The following is a 15,751-nucleotide window of genomic DNA, read 5'->3' on the forward strand; positions in this document are numbered from 1 at the left end:
ACTAGAAGGGAGAATATAGTGAGTGAAATTATTTCAACGAAAAAAGAAGTAATCAAACTGGAGTCAAAAGAGACTAGGATAGGTTTAAAAAGAAAATTAGAACCATATGCATTTTTATTTCCTAGTTTATTATTATTTGGATTATTTGTTTATTATCCATTTTTTAAAACTTTATATATGAGTTTTAGTTTAACAAATGCTCATGGAGAATTTCAAGAATTTATTGGTATTCAAAACTATGTAGAGATATTTACTTCAGCAGATTTTATAAATAGCCTAGTTGTGACAATGAAATTTGTTTTTATTACAACTATTCCATCGGTAGTTATTGGTCTTTTTTTAGCACTACTTGCGAATAATAAAGTAAAAGGAATTGGAATATCAAAGGTAATGTTTGCTGTCCCAATAGCAGTATCATCAGCATCTGCATCAATTATTTGGGGGATAATTTTCCACCCAAGTATAGGAATGCTTAACAATATTTTAAAAACAAGCATTGGGTGGTTAATAGACCCACATTGGGCACTATTATCTGTTGCATTTGTAACCATTTGGATGAATATAGGAGTAAACTTTATATTTATTTTAGCGGGACTGAAAAATGTTCCAAAGGAAATACTTGAAAGTTCATCTATTGATGGGGCAAGATATTTTAGAAAATTATTTAAAATTATTATTCCAATGATATCACCTACATTATTTTTTATGGTATTTATGGATATTATGAATGCATTTCAATCATTTGGACAAGTAAATATATTAACAAATGGTGGACCTGGAAATTCAACAAATGTATTGGTATTTTCTATTTATAGAGAAGCATTTTTTAATGGTAGGTTTGATACCGCATCTGCGCAGTCAATTATATTATTTATTCTTATGTTTGTTATAGCAATGTTTCAATTTAGTTATGAAAAGAAGGGAGTGCATTACTCTTAATGGAAAATAAAAAAAGCAATATAATTTTACTTTTAACAAATCTTGCTGTCGGATTACTTATTATTTCTCCGATTTTATATGCACTGTCTGTAACATTTATGACGACAGATCAAATTCATACTATGCCACCAAAGTTCTTACCTAAGAGCTTTTTCCTTGGTAACTATAAGGAGGTAATTGCGGCGATTCCTATATTTAGGTTTATATTTAACAGTTTTTTAGTCTCGACAGCTGTAACTGTTGGGCAAATAATAACTTCTTGTCTTAGCGCTTATGCTTTTGCATTTTATGAATTTAAAGGGAAAAAAATTTTATTCATAATAATAATTGCTACAGTAATGGTTCCCGGAGAGGCAATTATTATATCTAACTATTTGACAATAAGTTCATTAAATTTACTAGATACATATACAGGACTCATATTACCATATTTAACATCAGCTATGGGGATCTTCATGATGAGACAATATTTTTTAACAGTGCCTATAGAACTTAAAGAAGCTTCAATCATAGATGGATGCACTGGGATTCAGTTTTTAACTAAAATCCTTATGCCTATTTCAAAACCTATAATTGGGTCACTAGGAATTTATATGTTCCTATTAACTTGGAATCAATATATGTGGCCTTTGCTTATAACAAGTAAACCAGAGATGAGGACAGTTCAAATTGGAATGACTATGCTTCAATCTTCAGAAGTACAATCATTTGGTATGATGCTCGCAGGAATTATAATAATCATAATTCCATCTATATTTATATTTATAATTGGTCAAAAACAACTAATTGATGGAATGACGTCAGGGGCAGTTAAAGGTTAATAATAAAAAATATCTATATTTCAAGGGGGATTTATTAATGAAAAAAAGACTGGTTTCAACAATGCTTGCAGTTATGATTTCAGCTTCAATGTTAAGTGGGTGTGGTAGCGAAGCTAAGCAATCAAGTTCTAAAACAGTAACGGGTGCCAAAGCAGAACATGTTAACATAACATTTTGGCATGGTATGGGTGGGAAACTGGGAGTTTCACTTAATAAATTGGTAAAAGATTTTAATGATTCTCAAAAAAACATCACGGTTACTGCTCAATTCCAAGGTGATTATGATGCAGCACTTAACAAATTGAAAAGTTCTCAGTTAAGTAAGTCGGGCCCAGATGTTATGCAGTGTTATGATATAGGAACAAGATATATGATTGATAGTAAGGCTATAGTTCCAGTTCAGGATTTTATTGATAAGGAAAAATATGATACCTCTACCTTAGAGCCAAACCTCCTAGCATATTATACAGTAGATAAAAAATTGAATTCTATGCCTTTTAATTCTTCAACACCAATACTTTACTATAATAAAACTGCATTTAAAGCTGCGGGACTTGACCCAAATACTCCACCTAAAACTTTAACAGAAGTTGAAACTATGGCAAAGAAACTTTTGAAAAAGGATGCGTCAGGTAAAGTAACTCAATATGGATATGCAATGCCTATATATGCTTGGTTTTTTGAACAATTTATGATTAAGCAAGGTAAAAATTATGCAAACAATGGTAACGGAAGAACCGTAGCTGCAACAACAGTTGAATACAACAAAAATGGTGGTGGACTAACTGTGTTAAATGAATGGAAAAAGTTAGTTGACTCAGGGGATGTAGGAAATTTCGGACGTAAAACCCAGGATACTCAGAATGCATTTATGGCTGGTAATACAGCAATGTACTTAGATTCAACGGCATCTCTAAGTTCAGTTTTAACTGGCGTAAATAAGAAGTTTGAGGTAGGGACAGGATTTTTACCTAAAGTTAATAGTATAGATAAAGGTGGAGTTTCTATAGGAGGAGCGTCTCTTTGGATAATGGATAAAAAAGATGAAGCAAAACAGCAAGCATCGTGGGAATTTCTAAAGTTCATGGTATCAGCTAAAGAGCAAGCGTATTGGAATGCAAATACTGGATATTTCCCAGTTAATAAACAGGCTTATAATCTTAAAGAGGTTAAGGATAATTTAGTCAAATACCCACAATTTCAAACAGCTATAGACCAATTACATGCATCTACTCCTGATTCAAAAGGAGCATTACTTGGTGTATTCCCAGAAGCAAGAGCTGCAACTGAAACAAACATCGAATCTATGCTTGGAGGAAAACAAACACCACAAGAAGCCTTAGATAATGCAGCAAAAACAGCGAATAGTGCCATTGAAAAATACAATAAAACTAATAAATAAATTCATTTATAACAAAGTGAAGTAGAAGTAATTCTAAAACCCGTAAAATTCAGAAATGGATATTGCGGGTTTTTACGTCTCTATACTAAATGCAACTAATTAAGCATTAGTTAAATTATCTCCTGCGATGCTGATTAATATAATAATGCATGAATGATTTATAAGACATTGTGAATTTACAATAATATGCTGTATAATTTATACAGGTGTCAAATTGTTAAGTGGGAGCATTGATTTAATAATTAACAATTATTAAAGTTTTTAAAGTATGTTGCAAGGAGGGGGAAGTTACTTTGGGGTATTTAAAAGCATATGCACATAAGTATGGTATAGGATTTTGCATAGCAGTATTTTTTGTAATACTCGAGGCATTCTGTGATTTGATGCAACCAATGATTATGTCCAAAATTGTGGATACAGGAGTTGCAAATAAAGATTTGAATTATGTAATTGAAATGGGAGTTATTATGCTTATAATTGCTGGAATTGGAGCAATATTCGCAAGTATTCGTAATGTTATGGCAAGTAATGTATCACAAAAACTTGGAGCAGAACTTAGATCTTATTTATTTAAAAAAATTCAAGGATTCTCTTTTGAAAATATTGATAGATTTGAAGGAGGTACACTAGTTACAAGGCTTACGAATGATGTAACTCAAGTTCAAAATTTTATTAATGGACTTATGAGGATATTTGTTAAAGCACCAATTGTGGGCATAGGAAGTATTATAATGGCTGCAAGACTAAACTTAAAGCTATCTATGATTTTATTTGCTATTGTACCAATTGCAGCTATTCTTATATATTTTAATATGAAAATAGGACTCCCATATTTTATTAAAGTTCAGAAATCTCTGGATAGCGTTAATGGAGTTATGAGGGAGTATTTATCAGGAGTAAGAGTAGTTAAAGCTTTTAATCGATTTGAATATGAAATAGAAAGATTTAAGGACAAAAATGCCTTGCTTACGAAGTCCTCTACTAAAGCTATGAAAATAACATCGGTTTTCAGTCCTATAATTGGACTTATAGTAAACGTTGGTATTATATTGGTGATTTGGATAGGCGGCATATATGTAAACAAAGGCAGTATGCATGTAGGAGAAATAATAGCATTTACAAATTATATGACACAAATATTATTCTCACTTATGATGGTAACTAATGTTTTTACAATGTTTGTGCGCGCTAGAGCATCAACAGATCGTATTAGCGAAGTGTTCTCAGAAAAAAATAGTATGGTTAATGGAAAGAAAATTATAGATAATTTTAAAGATAGAGGAAGGGTTGATTTTAAGCACGTATATTTTTCATATAATAAGGATAAAGAGCCCATATTAAAGGACATATCATTTAGTTGCCACCCGGGAGAAACTGTTGGAATAATAGGGTCAACTGGTTCAGGAAAAAGTACTCTTGTGAATTTAATACCTAGGTTTTATGATGTAATAAGTGGAGAAATAAAAGTTAATGGTGTAAATATTAAGGAGTTAGATATAAAGTCATTAAGAGAGAAGATTGCAATAGTGCCACAAAAGGCACTTCTATTTTCGGGAACAATATTAGATAACATGAAATGGGGAAGTGAGAAGGCAAGTATCGATGAAATTAAGGAAGCCCTAAAAGTGGCCGAGGCCAGCGATTTTATTGATAAACTTCCAGAAGGTTATAATGAAAAAATTGGCCAAGGTGGTGTTAATTTTTCTGGAGGACAAAAGCAACGGATATCTATAGCAAGAGCACTAGTGAAAGGAGCTGAAATCCTAATACTTGATGATGCAACTAGTGCGGTTGATACAGATACAGAAGTGAAGATAAGGAATAGCTTAAAAAAATATTCTAAGGGTTTAACTTGTATTTTAATAGCTCACAGAATAACTTCTGTAATGAGCGCTGACAAAATAATAGTAATAGACAATGGGGAAATAAAAGCGATTGGAAGTCACTCAGAACTTTTAAAAAATTGCAAAATATACAATGATATCTTCCTTTCTCAAATTGGAAAGGAGATGATGTAGATGCCAGGTAATAAATATAAGGATGATAATAAAAACGTTTCTATGCCATTTAATGGTGTTAGAGGCGTAAGAAATAGGGCACCTGTAGTAAAACCGAAAAATTTCAGGAAAACTTTAAGAAGATTGTGGAGTTATTTTGGAAGCGAAAGAAAAACATTAATAATAATATTTATATTTATAATAATAGATTCAGCTATTGTACTAATAGGTCCATATCTTATAGGGCAAGCCGTAAATGCTATGTCATCTAATAGGGGGAAAGTAGATTTTAATCTACTAAGTATAATAGTGATTGTTTTATTAGTATCCTATTTGGCAGATGCGGCTATAAGTTTATTTCAGGGATTTGCCATGGCAAGTTCTAGTCAAAGAATAGTTAAAACTATGAGAAATAACTTGTTTTTAAAACTCCAAAAGCTCCCAATGGCTTTCTTTGATTCAAATAGCAATGGAGATATTATGAGTAGATTGTCAAATGATATTGATAATGTTAGCTCTACTATTTCTCAATCTGCGATTGTATTAATGTCAGGTATTATAACAATACTCGGGTCATTTATTATGATGATGATTTTAAGCCCTATATTAACCCTAGCAAGTTTAATTACAGTGCCTTTAGTATTTCTGTTAACTCGCGCAATTACTAAAAAGACAGGAAAGCTTTTTAAATCTCAACAAATGGAACTCGGAAAACTAAATGGACAAATTGAAGAGACTATATCTGGAGTTTATATAGTAAAAGCTTTTAATCATGAAGATAAAACAGTGAAAGAATTTGATGAAATAAATCAAAGATTGTGCAAGGTTGGATTAAAAGCTCAAATATATTCTGGATTCCTAATGCCAATTATGAATGTTATAAACAATATCGGATTTGCGGCAGTAGCTGGAGTGGGTGGAGTTCTAGCGGTAGATGGCATAATTACAGTAGGTGTGATTGCCAGCTTTTTAAGTTATTCAAGGCAATTTGTAAGGCCACTTAATAACTTGGCTAATATATTTAATACACTCCAATCTGCCGTTGCTGGAGCTGAAAGGGTATTTGAAATACTAGATACGGTGGAAGAAACAGAAGATGTAAAAGAGCCAAAGGAGCTTAATAAATCCAATGGACATGTTAAATTTAGTAATGTGTATTTCGGGTATAGAAAAGATGTGAACATTCTTAAAAAAATTAGTTTTGAAGCACGTCCTGGTGAGAGTATAGCACTTGTGGGTCCAACAGGGGCAGGTAAGACTACAATTGTAAATTTGCTTACAAGATTTTATGATGTTACAGGTGGAGTAGTATATATTGATGGTGTTGATATAAGGGAATATACAAGAGATAGCCTTAGAAGATGTTTTGGTATAGTGCTTCAAGATACCTATCTTTTTACAGGAACTATCAAAGAAAATATAAAATATGGAAATCTAAATTCCTCGGATATAGAAATTGAAAATGCAGCTAAAATGGCAAATGCACATGAATTTATAAGGAGGCTTCCAAGGGGGTATGAGACAGTACTTTCAGAGAGTGGAAGTAATCTTAGCCAAGGACAAAGACAACTTTTAGCTATTGCAAGAGCAATACTTACGAATCCATCTATATTAATATTGGATGAAGCCACTAGTAGTGTTGATACTAGAACTGAACTTAGAATACAGGAAGCTATGCTCAAGCTAATGAAGGGTAAAACGAGTTTTATTATAGCTCACAGGCTAAGTACTATAAGAGATGCAAACAAAATAATGGTTATAGATGATGGACAAATTATAGAGATGGGAAACCACGAGGAGCTTATAAATAAAAAAGGAAAATATTATAACATGTATTTTAATCAATATAATAATAGTGATGAGCAGTAAGTTAAGGGAATGGTACACTAAAGAGGTGAATGTGGAACACAAAATTTAAAAGCAACTTATAGTTGACAAAAATGTTATGATTAATTGGTAGCAATATGGTTGTTTTATTAGTAGACTTATCTAGGGGGTGAGTAGAAATGAGCTTTCAGGAACAATTGCAAATTCTTAGAAAAGAAAAAGGATTATCACAAGAAAAATTAGCTGAAATGCTAGGGATATCGAGACAGGCAGTTGCAAAATGGGAAGTGGGGCATTCATATCCTGATATTGCTAGACTAATTACATTAAGTGATTTCTTTAAAGTAAGTATTGATAAATTAGTTAATGATTATGAAGAAAATTGCCGTTTATCTATTGAAGAGAATAAAGTCGACACTATAAATGGAAAGGTAATAGAATTTTTATGCACAGCAAAACAACATACCTATGCAGGAAAATGTGCTGAAATTAAATCTTCAAGGCCTAACTCACATGATTTAGAGTATGTAGAAGGGAATCTAAAATATATTGATACCTATATAGGGGGAGAGCAATTTGCAGGAGAAGAAGCCTTATGGAAGGATGATATTCCATTTTGGTCAATGAATTATACAGGCAGAGTTTTAGGAGAAGGATTTTCAGGAAATTTTTTAAAAGAAGTGTTAAACTTAGTGCCAAAGGAAAATCCATATCGTGGGCCTATGGTATATCAAAATGGACAATATAAATATCATTGTATTGTTAATGGTGAATTTAAATGGTTTCAAGGATATGAGGAAATTTATTTTGACAATACTAAGGTATATGAGTGTTTTTTTCATGGCGGAACCATTAAATGATAAATTAATTAGAGTGATTTATAGATAGTCATATCCATAGTTAAAATATTAATATAGGAGAGTGTATAATGATTTTAAGTAACGATGATAAATGTTGGTGTAAAAGTGGACTAAAATATAAGGATTGCCATTTGGATTTTGATAAAAAATTGCAGGTTTTGAAGAAACAATGCTGCACAGTTCCTAAAAGAAAGCTTATTAAGAATAAAGAGCAAATTGAGGGAATAAGAAGGAGTGCTGAAATTAATAATGGCATTTTAGATTTAGTTAGTGAGAATATTAGAGCCGGAATGACTACAGAAGATATTAATATACTAGCTCATGAATATACAATATCTCGAGGTGGAATTCCAGCTACTCTTAATTATGAAGGATTTCCCAAAAGTCTTTGTACATCAATAAATGATGAAGTATGTCATGGAATACCAAGTAAAGATGTAATACTTAAAAATGGTGATATTATAAATGTTGATGTAACTACTATACTTAATGGATATTATTCAGATGCGTCAAGAATGTTTATGATTGGAGAAGTAAGTGATGAAGCTAGGAAGTTAGTAGAAATTACAAAGGAGTGTCTAAATAAGGGACTAGAAGCAGTGAAACCTTGGGGCTTTTTAGGAGACATAGGAGCGGCGGTGCAAGAATATGCGCAGAGTAATGGATATTCAGTAGTTAGGGATTTTGGAGGACACGGGGTTGGACTACAGATTCATGAGGACCCATTTGTTTCTCACTGTGGGACTAAAGGAACAGATATGATTTTAGCACCAGGAATGGTATTTACAATTGAGCCAATGATAAATGTTGGAAGTCATAAAATATTTATTGATGAAGAGAATGGATGGACTACATATACATCTGATGGATCTCTTTCAGCACAATGGGAGAATACAATTCTTGTAACTGAGGATGGTATAGAGATAATATCAAAATAAATAATAAAAGAGTGGATAACGTTAAATAATATGTGGATTATATTTAAAACAAATAGATAAGATTTATTAAAATGCTATTTAAGAGGCTAACTATAAAAAATATACAAAAAAGTATGCAATGTTAGCCTCTAAGGTAGTAATGATGGTAAGGGATAACTTATTCATTGATAAAATCCTTCAGTCTATCGTTAATTATTTAACAATCATATTGATAAACAATTAAAAGGTAACGATTTCCTAGTCTTAATATAGCTGTGTTATGAATACACTAATTATAAGAGTACATATTAAGGGGGTAATTTTGTGGGGGTGCATTTAGTTAAAGTAGGGGATACCCTCTGGTCGATTGCAAAACAATATGGGGTTTCAGAACAAAGTATTATTGAAGCAAACGGATTGCAGAATTCAGTGCAATTATTTAAAGATCAGACTTTGTTTGTGCCACTTGGGGAAAAGGATCGTAGGATGAGGCCTAATGAAAATAGAAGAGATATTGCTAAAAATTATAATTTGAATTTAAAAACAAATAATAGAGTTGCACCAGGAGCTCCAAGGTCACTGTCAGTGCAAAGGAATACATTAATTAGTGTAGTTCTATTTTGGGAGCCTGCATATGACAATGTACAAGTGAGTGGATATTATATTTTGAGAAATAATATTCCTATAGGTTTTACGCCAAATCGAGTTTTTGTAGATACTAGTATTAAAATTGGTAAAACTTATTATTATAAGGTCACATCATATACCTCTAATAAAATTTTCTCTGGTTACAGTAATATTGCAAAAGTTAGTATTACAACGTCGACAGGGGTCGTCTATTGGTCAAAAGCTAACCAATATTCTGGATACTTAAAAGGTACGGATGTTTCTTTTTATACGCCAGAATTAGATTGGAATAAAATTAAAAATGATGAAGTAAAATTTGTTTATGTTAGGGCCGGTGGTAGTGTAGTAAATAATGGATACAAACCTGATTTTATGGTACAAAAACACACTCTAGGAATAAAATCTGTTGGGCTTTTAGTAGGATTCTATTATATTCCATACTGGTCTAAATTAGATTTCGATTTAAATAAAGCCAATGTTGAGGCTGAAAAATATGCTGACCATATATTTAGTATTATGAGTAAGGTTGGGATAAGTGGATATGGAGATCTAATTCCTGTTTTAGATATAGAACCTCCACTTAGCCAAATTGATATCGGGCTTACGGGGAAACAAATAGTCGATTGGGCTAAAGTATTTTGTGACCATTTTAAATTATATGCAGGAAGAACTATAATGATATATACAAATAGATCTTTCTGGAGTGACTGGAACATTACAGCCCAAATTAATACATTAAAGGATTTACCTCTTTGGAATGCTGAGTTTTATGAATTTAGTAACTATTTGAAGTTTAGTGATGATACGCCAATGAGCTTTGGTGGGTGGAGTGGATGGAATATTTGGCAATTCACGCAATCAGCAATTATTGGTGGATATACAAATATGGATCAAAATTGGTGTCCTTCACTTGATTTAATAATGCCTCCTGCTAAACCAATAAACTTGAATGGATTTAATGCCTCTAAAGGAACAGTTAATTTAAGTTGGAATAGGAACACTGAGATAGATCTAAAAGGCTACAATGTTTATAAAGATGGCGTTTGGATTTCGACAGATATTAAAAATTTCATTACAGTAACTGGGTTAAAAGTTGGAAGAATATATAAATTTCAGGTTCAAGCGCTAGATGTATTTAATGATGTTTCCTATTTAGGTTTAATAAATGTGTATATATCTAAATGAGGGTGGGATAAATCAGTGGTATCTTAAATTAATTATATTTTTGCTTGATTGAACTTTTTAAATAATATTATTTAGAAAGGAAGAGTAGATATTATGGGAATATTAGATAAATATGATGAATTAATAAAATTGACATATAATTATGATTATAGAATGTTAGTTCATTTAAAAAAGATCACAGATAACTTTGAAAGTATAAAAAATCCAGATGACATTACAATTGAAGTATATAGAGACTCTATAATAAAAAAGTATGAGACACTAGAAAATCTGACTTGGAAGTTATTATCCAAGATATTTAAAGCTTCTGGCCTGGAAATAAATAACCCAAGAGGGTGTTATAAACGAGCATTTAAAGAAGGTTTAATTAAAGATATAGAAATTTGGAATGATATTGTTTTTTGTAGATTCATTAAATGAAAATATAGAAAAACAGATAAGTAGAGATGGAATTGAAATTTATAGCAAGATTTAAATATAATTAGCATAAGCTCATTTTAGATAATATAAAAACACCACACTCATAAAGAATGTGGTGTTTTAATGTTTATAATTATATAATCTCTTACTTAAATACTTATTTTATAATATTATTTAGATGAAATTTCGTCATCAGTAGCATTATCTTTTGAGTTTTTTTTACCATTTAAGTATTCAGAAATTTTTGTTTTAGATTCTGTTACACTGCTTTTAACATCTGTAACTTTATTGTCTAGGGTGTCTTTAAGTTCTGTAGTTTTCTCTTTTATATTGTTTGTAATATCTTTTGATGACTTAACAATATCCTCTCTAGTTTCCTTGCCAGATTTTGGTGAGAAAAGTAAACCACCTAATAAGCCACTAAGACTTCCTGCTACAGTACCAATAGCTACTTTTTTAGCAGTTTTAATTTTTGCTTGTTTTTGCATTTCTATTTTCCTATTTTTAAACCAACTTGAAAATACCATAATTATTTCCTCCTTCAAATTTTAAATACTTATTATTTTTTAATAAATGTAGATTTTAATATTATGAATTTGTATCACTATACTGTCTTGGTTTGCTATGTTGGAGTATACTATGATGCCTACCATATATAAAGTAAATTGCTAGCCCAAGTGATAACCAAATTATAAATCTAATCCATGTTTCTAGAGGTAATGCTGTCATTAAATAAACGCAAGCAACTATAGTTAGGATAGGTATAAAAGGTACCCAAGGACATCTAAACTTTCTTTCAGCATCTGGCATAGTTTTTCTTAATACTATAACGCCGATAGATACAAGAATGAAGGCAAATAATGTACCTATATTACATAGTTTTATTATTTCCTCTAGAGGCAAAAGTCCTGTCATAATAGCAGCTATACTACCTGTAATTATTGTGCAAAGTGTAGGTGTTTTGTGAACTGGGTGAACCTTTGAAAATACCTTTGGAAGTAGTCCATCTCTTGACATAACCATAAATACTCTAATCTGACCATAAAGCATTACAAGTAATGTGGAAATCATTCCTATAACCGCACCTGTTCCAACTAGAGCAGCTCCCCAGTTAATACCAAACTGTTTCAATGCATCTGGAATAGCATTATTCTGACTAATTTCTTTAAATGGAACCATGCCTGTTATAACAATTGCAACTGCAACGTAAAGCACAATTACAACTCCTAGGCAAATAGCAAGTCCACGGGGTACATCTCTCTTTGGATTTATAGTTTCTTCAGCCGCTGTCGATACTGCATCAAAACCAATATATGCAAAGAACATTATTGAAGCCCCTGCCATTACACCCGTCCATCCAAAAGGAGAAAATGGTTTATAGTTAGCTACACTAATATGAAATACACCAAGTACTATAAATAAAACAATTACACCAATTTTAATTAAGACTATGACGTTATTTAGCTTAGCACTTTCTTTTATGCCAATAAATAATATCCATGTTACAAGGCCTACTATAAGAACGGCTGGTAAATCAATAATCCCACCGGCAGATGGTCCAACAGATATTGCTTTAGGTAAATCAAGTCCAGCAGAGCTTAACAGCCCTACAAAGGTTCCTGACCAACCGGAGGCAACTGCAGCGGAGGAGACTAAATATTCAAGCATTAGATCCCATCCTATAATCCAGGCTATAATTTCACCAAAGGCAATATATGAATATGTATAAGTACTACCTGCTACTGGAAACATTGTAGCGAGTTCGGCATAAGTAAGGGCACAAAGTCCGCTTGTTATTGCAGCTACAATAAATGATAAAACAACTGCCGGACCTGCCATATGAGCACCAACACCTGTTGAAACAAAAATTCCTGTACCAAGAACAGCACCTATTCCAAGTGCTGCAAGGTCAGTTGATGTAAGATTCTTTTTTAAATTAGTTTTTTTTGCAGCCTTAAGCTCCATTTTTAGGGACTTTTTCTTCCACATTCTCTTCCAAATAAGTTTCAAAGTATTTGTCTCCTCGCGTATATTATTTTTCTTTTGTTAGTAATTAAAAAATAATTATTCATACTTCTGTATTAATTTAAGCACTTCAATGGATGCATCAAACCTTCTCTGAACATCATCACTTTCCATAGCATTTCTTATAGTTTCTAGAGCCAATGGTAGCAACTTTATCAAACTTTCATGTAAATCAATTTTGTCAGTAGCAGTTTCCATCTCAGATAAAAACGCCTTAAATTCATCGATACGATGTTTTAGATGTGCAACATAATTTTGTGCACCTAATGATTTTCGAACAGCTTCAGGTAAACTAGATCTACTAATAGGATTATCCTTGTTAATAAATTCAACTTTTCTTTGATGAGGATAACCCTCAGCTACTTTAGTTGAATCATAATAATATGGACTTGTAACTTTTGCAAGATATATTTTATTTCCATAAGGGATAATACATAGATCACCAACTTGAATATTGTTTACAAACTGATTGATAACACCGAGCTTCACATTTGAACAGGAATAGTTATTCCTAGCAAGTTCTTTAAGAAGAGTGTTTTTAGGCATATCTGTTAAGTCAATTAAGTTACTCCAGCCTATTGCAATTATGTCATTTTCTAAAAACTCTTTTAATCTATTAATGTTTTCAGGATTGGTTCTTACCAACCATAAGTCATCAAAATTTAACAATACAAACCCTCCTATAATTTATTTGATAATTATTAGTATACAACAAAACCGACTAAAAATCAACTAAACACGACTAAAACTTACTAAAACAATAATATGACAAGAATACTTATTTTAGTAAGTTTTATATTAAGGAGGAAAATAATATGATTGAATTTTAAAAAATATTTTTTTCAATATTTACTTAACCACGCCTTTATAGTATTATATGTATATAAATAATTTATTGGAGGTTAGAAGTGTGAAAATGAAAAAGATTAAATCAATGACAATTGACATGAATGCATTACAATTAAATTGTAGAAAATTTACGACTTCAGAAATTGGACGTGGAATAGGAATTAAACCTGCTAAAAAGGGAAGAAGAAGTTATAATAGAAAACAAAAATATCAAACTGATGAGGTTTATCATAAAACTACCTACTTAATGTAGACTATTTGCAAGTATAGTTAAAAATGTTGAGCTTGGTAAACCTCTAGAAATAATTTAATAGTAAAACATAAAGCTATACTTGAGTATGGCTTTTTTTATATTGTTTAATCTTTTACACTCATGGTGTCTATCATTAAAATGTATACATTAATAGGTACTTTTGTACAAGCATCTTTTCGTGGAAGTGAGGCTATTTTGGAAATTATGCATTAATCTTATAAAGAATCCTATTATTATTGGTATTTTATTAGGAATGTTATCATGTTAATTGTTTTATTCGTATAATCAATGAAATAATAATTAAATTAAAAAATTATAAACTAATATACTCATTTATAGTTAGATATATGATAAAATATGGTTTATGGTATATATTTCAATTAAAATAAAAAATTTGGGGGGAATCTATTAATATGTATAGTGGGTCTAAATATGATGTTGCTATTATAGTTATATGTTTAATTATTATTGCATTTGTTTCAACAATGATGAGATCTGAAATAGAAAAAAGCAAAACTAAAATAAGAGATGGAATAATAACTGTTTTAATAATGATTGGATTTTTAGGGTTTTCCATGTTGGCTTTAAAGTTTAAGAAACTTGAATATTTTTTATTCTCATTATTTTTAATGTTATTTGTGTTTGTTATAATCAAAGATATAAAATCATTCCTTTTAAAAAGGAATTACTCGAGATTAAAGAGTATATCAATAAAAGTAAAGTATGCAGGAACTTATAATCTTATATTTCTTATAATATTTATGTTTCAGTCTATAACTATGCACCAAAGTGCTTCAAAACTTGAGTTAATAAGTGATATTTTCATTATTATTATATTAGTAATTGATTTGCCTTTGGATTATTTGGCAAATAAATATCTTAATTTTTATGAAAGTGGTATTTTTATTAATACAGGTGCCTTTTCTAATAAAATCATTGATCATGCACAACTTGTCTCATATAAAAAAGTTGAAAGTTTAACTTTTTTGGAATATGAGAAAGGCAAGTTTATTTTAAATATACAAGCTGATAAATCCATAAAAAAATTGGATTGCAAATATAGAATAAAAGATTATGAAAAAAAAGAAATAATTTCATTCGTAGGTAATTTTATTGAAGAGGAAAAAATAATAATATTAAAAGAATATTAAATTTGAATGTAGTGCGAATTAAGCAAGGAATAATTCAACATTTATTTTTAGCAAAATTAAAAGGAGAAGATTCCATCGAAAAGATGCTTCTCCAAATCTAAAAAAAGATAAATTATTTATATTAAAGCTTTCTATAGTTTGTTTTTTTACATTTAGGACAGGGAGGTAAAGTATCAGTAGTATCATCTAATATTACCTTTTGCCCGCAAATTTTACAAACATATTTTCCATTCCCGGGTTTTTCACCAGTTGAGTATAACATATGTAATTCACCTCTTTTTTTATTAAATTATTGCCAATGTAATTTTAGCATAGTAAAATTATTTTAACAATACTATAGGATGAAGGAGCAATAGTTTTAATGTTTTTAGCTATTTATAACAATAAATACATAGAGATTACATAAAATGAATAATTTATTGAAACCGAGTTCAATAGATGATAAAATGAAATAAAAATTCCATGCTATCATCTATTA

The 15,751-nt window shown here is 30.7% G+C and carries 15 protein-coding genes; 11 read left to right on the forward strand and 4 right to left on the reverse strand.

Features of this window, described 5'->3' with window-relative positions; genetic code table 11:
- The first annotated feature begins 18 nt into the window (after nucleotides 1-18).
- From KPL54_RS22890 to KPL54_RS22930, 9 genes are all read left to right on the forward strand, one after another.
- Nucleotides 19-939 (forward strand): carbohydrate ABC transporter permease, encoded by a 921-nt coding sequence (locus tag KPL54_RS22890; RefSeq protein WP_268037463.1) that lies wholly within the window; start codon nucleotides 19-21, stop codon nucleotides 937-939.
- Nucleotides 939-1,760 carry a carbohydrate ABC transporter permease gene (locus tag KPL54_RS22895; protein ID WP_216108809.1) on the forward strand — a complete coding sequence of 274 codons (822 nt, stop codon included), beginning with the start codon at nucleotides 939-941 and terminating at the stop codon, nucleotides 1,758-1,760. The genes KPL54_RS22890 and KPL54_RS22895 overlap by 1 nt, the downstream gene beginning before the upstream one ends.
- A gap of 37 nt (nucleotides 1,761-1,797) precedes the next feature.
- Nucleotides 1,798-3,162, forward strand: a complete 1,365-nt coding sequence (locus KPL54_RS22900; protein ID WP_216108810.1) for an ABC transporter substrate-binding protein — start codon at nucleotides 1,798-1,800, stop codon at nucleotides 3,160-3,162.
- A 293-nt stretch (nucleotides 3,163-3,455) separates the two neighbouring features.
- Nucleotides 3,456-5,180, forward strand: a complete 1,725-nt coding sequence (locus KPL54_RS22905; RefSeq protein WP_216108811.1) for an ABC transporter ATP-binding protein — start codon at nucleotides 3,456-3,458, stop codon at nucleotides 5,178-5,180.
- Nucleotides 5,181-7,028 carry an ABC transporter ATP-binding protein gene (locus KPL54_RS22910; RefSeq protein ID WP_216108812.1) on the forward strand — a complete coding sequence of 616 codons (1,848 nt, stop codon included), beginning with the start codon at nucleotides 5,181-5,183 and terminating at the stop codon, nucleotides 7,026-7,028.
- Nucleotides 7,029-7,165: 137 nt separating this feature from the next.
- Nucleotides 7,166-7,846, forward strand: a complete 681-nt coding sequence (locus KPL54_RS22915) for a DUF5680 domain-containing protein (RefSeq protein ID WP_216108813.1) — start codon at nucleotides 7,166-7,168, stop codon at nucleotides 7,844-7,846.
- Between the two features lie 68 nt (nucleotides 7,847-7,914).
- A complete protein-coding gene (locus tag KPL54_RS22920; protein ID WP_216108814.1) occupies nucleotides 7,915-8,784 on the forward strand; it encodes a methionyl aminopeptidase in 870 nt (289 codons plus the stop codon).
- 303 nt (nucleotides 8,785-9,087) lie between these two features.
- A complete protein-coding gene (locus KPL54_RS22925) occupies nucleotides 9,088-10,575 on the forward strand; it encodes a GH25 family lysozyme (RefSeq protein WP_216108815.1) in 1,488 nt (495 codons plus the stop codon).
- A gap of 93 nt (nucleotides 10,576-10,668) precedes the next feature.
- On the forward strand, nucleotides 10,669-10,995 hold the full coding sequence (locus KPL54_RS22930; protein WP_253203725.1) for a nucleotidyltransferase substrate binding protein: 327 nt from the start codon (nucleotides 10,669-10,671) through the stop codon (nucleotides 10,993-10,995).
- A gap of 170 nt (nucleotides 10,996-11,165) precedes the next feature.
- Here KPL54_RS22930 and KPL54_RS22935 read toward each other — a convergent pair whose 3' ends face one another.
- The 3 genes from KPL54_RS22935 to KPL54_RS22945 all read right to left on the reverse strand — a co-directional run bounded on the left by KPL54_RS22935 (nucleotide 11,166) and on the right by KPL54_RS22945 (nucleotide 13,689).
- A complete protein-coding gene (locus KPL54_RS22935; RefSeq protein WP_216108816.1) occupies nucleotides 11,166-11,522 on the reverse strand; it encodes a YtxH domain-containing protein in 357 nt (118 codons plus the stop codon).
- A 61-nt stretch (nucleotides 11,523-11,583) separates the two neighbouring features.
- On the reverse strand, nucleotides 11,584-12,984 hold the full coding sequence (locus KPL54_RS22940; protein ID WP_216108839.1) for an amino acid permease: 1,401 nt from the start codon (nucleotides 12,982-12,984) through the stop codon (nucleotides 11,584-11,586).
- Between the two features lie 75 nt (nucleotides 12,985-13,059).
- The gene (locus KPL54_RS22945; RefSeq protein ID WP_216108817.1) at nucleotides 13,060-13,689 is read right to left on the reverse strand and encodes a hypothetical protein; all 630 of its coding nucleotides are present in this window, start codon (nucleotides 13,687-13,689) and stop codon (nucleotides 13,060-13,062) included.
- Nucleotides 13,690-13,930: 241 nt separating this feature from the next.
- Between KPL54_RS22945 and KPL54_RS22950 the strand changes: the two genes are divergently transcribed.
- Nucleotides 13,931-14,122: a hypothetical protein gene (locus KPL54_RS22950; RefSeq protein ID WP_375373014.1), complete on the forward strand. Its 192-nt coding sequence runs from the start codon at nucleotides 13,931-13,933 to the stop codon at nucleotides 14,120-14,122.
- 413 nt (nucleotides 14,123-14,535) lie between these two features.
- Nucleotides 14,536-15,273, forward strand: coding sequence for a hypothetical protein (locus tag KPL54_RS22955; RefSeq protein ID WP_216108818.1), 738 nt, complete (start codon nucleotides 14,536-14,538; stop codon nucleotides 15,271-15,273).
- 121 nt (nucleotides 15,274-15,394) lie between these two features.
- On the opposite strand, the gene KPL54_RS22960 is transcribed toward KPL54_RS22955, so the two are convergent.
- Nucleotides 15,395-15,535 (reverse strand): zinc ribbon-containing protein, encoded by a 141-nt coding sequence (locus KPL54_RS22960; RefSeq protein ID WP_171296409.1) that lies wholly within the window; start codon nucleotides 15,533-15,535, stop codon nucleotides 15,395-15,397.
- Between the last annotated feature and the right edge of the window lie 216 nt (nucleotides 15,536-15,751).

Origin of the sequence: Clostridium estertheticum (assembly GCF_018861295.1) — a bacterium.
GTDB classification, from domain to species: Bacteria; Bacillota; Clostridia; order Clostridiales; family Clostridiaceae; genus Clostridium_AD; species Clostridium_AD estertheticum_D.

What these genes read in the sequence shown, in the direction of transcription:
- KPL54_RS22895 (WP_216108809.1), top strand. Translation starts at nt 939, where the DNA reads ATGGAAAATAAAAAAAGCAATATAATTTTACTTTTAACAAATCTTGCT.
- KPL54_RS22900 (WP_216108810.1), top strand. Translation starts at nt 1,798, where the DNA reads ATGAAAAAAAGACTGGTTTCAACAATGCTTGCAGTTATGATTTCAGCT.
- KPL54_RS22910 (WP_216108812.1), top strand. Translation starts at nt 5,181, where the DNA reads ATGCCAGGTAATAAATATAAGGATGATAATAAAAACGTTTCTATGCCA.
- KPL54_RS22915 (WP_216108813.1), top strand. Translation starts at nt 7,166, where the DNA reads ATGAGCTTTCAGGAACAATTGCAAATTCTTAGAAAAGAAAAAGGATTA.
- KPL54_RS22920 (WP_216108814.1), top strand. Translation starts at nt 7,915, where the DNA reads ATGATTTTAAGTAACGATGATAAATGTTGGTGTAAAAGTGGACTAAAA.
- KPL54_RS22930 (WP_253203725.1), top strand. Translation starts at nt 10,669, where the DNA reads ATGGGAATATTAGATAAATATGATGAATTAATAAAATTGACATATAAT.
- KPL54_RS22935 (WP_216108816.1), bottom strand. Translation starts at nt 11,522, where the DNA reads ATGGTATTTTCAAGTTGGTTTAAAAATAGGAAAATAGAAATGCAAAAA.
- KPL54_RS22940 (WP_216108839.1), bottom strand. Translation starts at nt 12,984, where the DNA reads ATGTGGAAGAAAAAGTCCCTAAAAATGGAGCTTAAGGCTGCAAAAAAA.
- KPL54_RS22955 (WP_216108818.1), top strand. Translation starts at nt 14,536, where the DNA reads ATGTATAGTGGGTCTAAATATGATGTTGCTATTATAGTTATATGTTTA.
- KPL54_RS22960 (WP_171296409.1), bottom strand. Translation starts at nt 15,535, where the DNA reads ATGTTATACTCAACTGGTGAAAAACCCGGGAATGGAAAATATGTTTGT.